Source organism: uncultured Megasphaera sp. (assembly GCF_958350005.1).
Lineage (GTDB): Bacteria > Bacillota > Negativicutes > Veillonellales > Megasphaeraceae > Megasphaera.
In genome coordinates this window covers 1-3,542 of record NZ_CATWFF010000203.1, presented here as the reverse complement: position 1 = coordinate 3,542, position 3,542 = coordinate 1, and the positions used below count along the sequence as shown (strand labels likewise).

3 protein-coding genes are annotated in these 3,542 nt (G+C 44.2%); all 3 read right to left on the bottom strand.

The annotated features are described in order from the left end of the window. Nucleotides 1-151: NAD-dependent epimerase/dehydratase family protein (locus Q3886_RS09505; RefSeq protein WP_301861207.1), on the bottom strand; the 151-nt coding region annotated here is incomplete at its 3' end. A gap of 26 nt (nucleotides 152-177) precedes the next feature. Continuing rightward, nucleotides 178-2,016 (bottom strand): LTA synthase family protein, encoded by a 1,839-nt coding sequence (locus Q3886_RS09500; protein ID WP_301861205.1) that lies wholly within the window; start codon nucleotides 2,014-2,016, stop codon nucleotides 178-180. A gap of 338 nt (nucleotides 2,017-2,354) precedes the next feature. Then, nucleotides 2,355-3,521, bottom strand: coding sequence for a nucleotide sugar dehydrogenase (locus Q3886_RS09495; RefSeq protein ID WP_301861203.1), 1,167 nt, complete (start codon nucleotides 3,519-3,521; stop codon nucleotides 2,355-2,357). Nucleotides 3,522-3,542 lie beyond the last annotated feature (21 nt).

Sequence of the window (3,542 nt, the reverse complement as noted above, 5' to 3'; positions counted from 1 at the left end):
CTTTCAAATGAATATCATAATAATCATTCACGTTATCCAGACCGCGAACTACAGTCCCCATTTCCAGCAACCGTTTCGCCAGATGAAAGCCAATAAATCCTGCAGCTCCTGTAATTAAAACCTTTTTCTTAGGATCAAAGGGTATATACATATGACACATTCCTCCATTCAGATTAGTTATATGTTACGAATCAGTTGTTCCGCCGGTTCCAGTAGTTCCGGATGGCGAACCATATAGCCAGTCAGGTCTTTCCAGGCCTGATGTTCCGCCTGATACGGCAAAGGGCCTTCCAGAATATCAGATTCCGCATGTCCGGCTCCCAAAGGCTGATAAAATGTATTCTCATACGTGCCATAGGCGTCTGCACGCAGCCAGTGATAGGGCGTAACGACATGATCAATCTGTTCTGTCAGGGATGGGAACAGAGAATAATAGGAAAATCCCTGCGGTGCAATTAGTTCTAATACAGTAGGCATAATGTTCATATGCCCGCCAATCGTATTGCCCGCAAAAATACGCTGATCAATATCTTTATGATACATCATAAACACAGGGCAATGCCGTTCGCGAATAGAGCAATCCCGCTTCATCAGAGACGTTCCCTGCAGCGGCGTCATCGTAATAGCATGATCGGCCGTTACAATGAACAAGGCATCAGGATAAGCCTCGCGCATGGTTTCAATAAACTTGCCTATAGCCTGATCAGAAAACCAGAACGTTCCCAGATTCTTTTGCAGAGATTGATTTTTCTTGATATCTTCCGGTGCATCCGGCATGACTTTCTCCGTATCATACCCATATTTTTTCAGGTTAATCTTGAATGGCCCATGGTAGGATGTAGTATATACCATGTGGAATTCCGGCATATCTGATGCGGTCTCCTGAATCAGCTGAGCCGCCTTTTCCAGATAGATGTTGTCATATACACCTACCCAAGTCTTCGGTGCATCAGCACCGCAGAAATCCGTTGCCGTCATAACACGGTCAAATCCGCAGGCCGGAGCAAACTGGTTAAAATTCCCATACGTCACATTTCCGCCATACCAGTAGGTGGAGCGATATCCCAGTTTTTTTAACTGCACCGGAAAAGCCGTAGGTACGGTACCTTTCCAAAAGCTTTCCTTTTCATTTAATTCCAGACCGGCATCGAATATTCCTGACATCAGACTGACAATGGAAGGCCGGGAAATAATTCCGGCAGATACTGAATTTTTCAATATTGCCGTATGAGGATCCGCCATCAGTTTGCCGCCTCCTGATACCAGATTCAGGCAGGCAAAAGCCGGATCAAACAACTGCTGTACATAACTTTCTCCAACAATCAGAAAAATATGAGATGGTTTGGAAATCTTTGCCCCCTTGGCGGTCCGCTTAAAGGCATATACGGGATTAGGATACTCGTTTAAATCAGCCTGTCTATTCAGAACAACGCCAGAAATAGACTTCAGGTCCTGCGCATCGGTATGAGTATAGGCATCATTTAATTTATGCTTTTTTACCTGTTCTAATGCAACTAAATCATCGACGGTAGCCTTGGCAAAGAAAATATCTTTTTTTACGATGCTGGGAATCGTATCCCATTCCGGTTTATCGTCATGGCTTAGCGTACCGCCATAACGAAACCAGTAAAAGCCCAGAATCAGCCCCAAGACAATAGCTGTATTGAGCAGATAGTATACTACCGGTTCTGAAATCTGCGGATACGGAATACTTGGCAGAGCCAGCAGCCCCATAAGACTCACATAACACACAGCACCATACGGAATCAGCCCGGCAAGAATCCAGGCCCCATGATCCTGATGAAAAAAGACATCAACAAGATTACGCTTTTCAGCCTTCTGTCCCAGCCGCAGAATATGATTATAAATATCGTGGAAATGACTGTAAAAAATCATCTTCCCAGCAAAGGCTCCATACAAAACAATTGCATAGATCATGGCGGCGATCATGCGCACCGTATCACCTAATGCATGATAATCTGGAAAAAAGGTTCCCGGAAATGATACCAGTACCATAGGGAGTAAAAATACATAGGCATTAAAATCCATGCCCCACCAAAAGCCATAGCGAAAGCAGTGCCAAACGACACGCCATCGTCCAGTCAGCGACTCATAGGGGCAATATGCCTTAATAAATATAGCCCGAAATACAGCACAAAGAATGGGAAAAAACAAGAACAGTTTTATATCCTGCTGCACGGACAGAAAAAACGTTTCAAACACAAGCAAACACTCCTTAATCAATATACTATCAGGATTTAATCACGAAGTACTTTCATTATAGTATATATGGCAAAAAAAATACAGGGAACAGAGACGGCCTTTCATCACATCCATCTTCATTCCCCATATGGTTAATCTCGATCAAATATATCCCGTGTATACACTTTGTCTTTCACATCATCCAGATCATGGGACCAGCGATTGGCCACAATGATATCGGCTCTGCGCTTGAAATCCTCTAACGAGTGGAGTACTTCCGAATGAAAGAATTCCGACTCTTTCAGCGTTGGTTCATACACGATGACAGAAATCCCCTTGGCTTTAATCCGTTTCATGACGCCCTGAATAGCAGAGGCCCGGAAATTATCCGAATTCGTCTTCATCGTCAGCCGATATATGCCGACAACCTTGGGACATTTTGCCAAAATCATATCGGCAATATGGTCCTTTCTGGTACGGTTGGCATCTACAATAGCCGTAATCAGATTTTGCGGAATATCTTTGTAATTAGCCAGCAGCTGTTTTGTATCTTTGGGCAGACAGTATCCGCCATATCCAAAGGACGGATTATTATAGAAATCGCCAATCCGCGGGTCCAGGCACACGCCCTGAATAATCTGTTCTGTATGAAGGCCCCGCATTTCTGCATACGAATCGAGTTCATTAAAATAGGCGACGCGCAGAGCCAGATAGGTATTGGCAAATAATTTAATCGCTTCCGCTTCTGTAGAGCCCGTAAATAACATGGGAATATCCTTCTTAACGGCACCTTCTGCCAGCAGCCCGGCAAATACGCGGGCTCGCGGTGAATCTTCGCCGACAACAATACGGGATGGATGCAGATTATCATACAGCGCCTTGCCTTCACGCAGGAATTCCGGCGAAAAAATAATAGTGTCAACCTGATACTTCTTCCGTATCATTGCCGTATATCCAACAGGAACGGTAGATTTAATAATCATCGCAGCAGCAGGATTGATGTCCAAAACTTCCTGAATGACCGCTTCTACAGAAGATGTATCAAAAAAATTACGGACAGGATCATAATTAGTAGGCGTGGAAATAATCACAAAATCGGCATGCTGGAACGCCTCTCTGGCATCCAGGGTCGCATGGAAATCAATATCTCGGCGCTGTAAAAATTCCGATATATCTTCATCGACAATAGGAGATATGCGCTGATTCAGCATATGCACTTTTTCTTCCACAATATCCAGTGCCACCACATGGTGATGCTGAGACAGCAATAATCCATTCGACAGCCCAACATACCCGATTCCTGCTACTGCAATATTCATTTTATCACCTTAATCTACTTC

Excerpts from the sequence above, each read along its gene's own strand:
- Q3886_RS09500 (WP_301861205.1), bottom strand. The coding sequence starts at position 2,016 with ATGGTACTGGTATCATTTCCGGGAACCTTTTTTCCAGATTATCATGCA.
- Q3886_RS09495 (WP_301861203.1), bottom strand. The coding sequence starts at position 3,521 with ATGAATATTGCAGTAGCAGGAATCGGGTATGTTGGGCTGTCGAATGGA.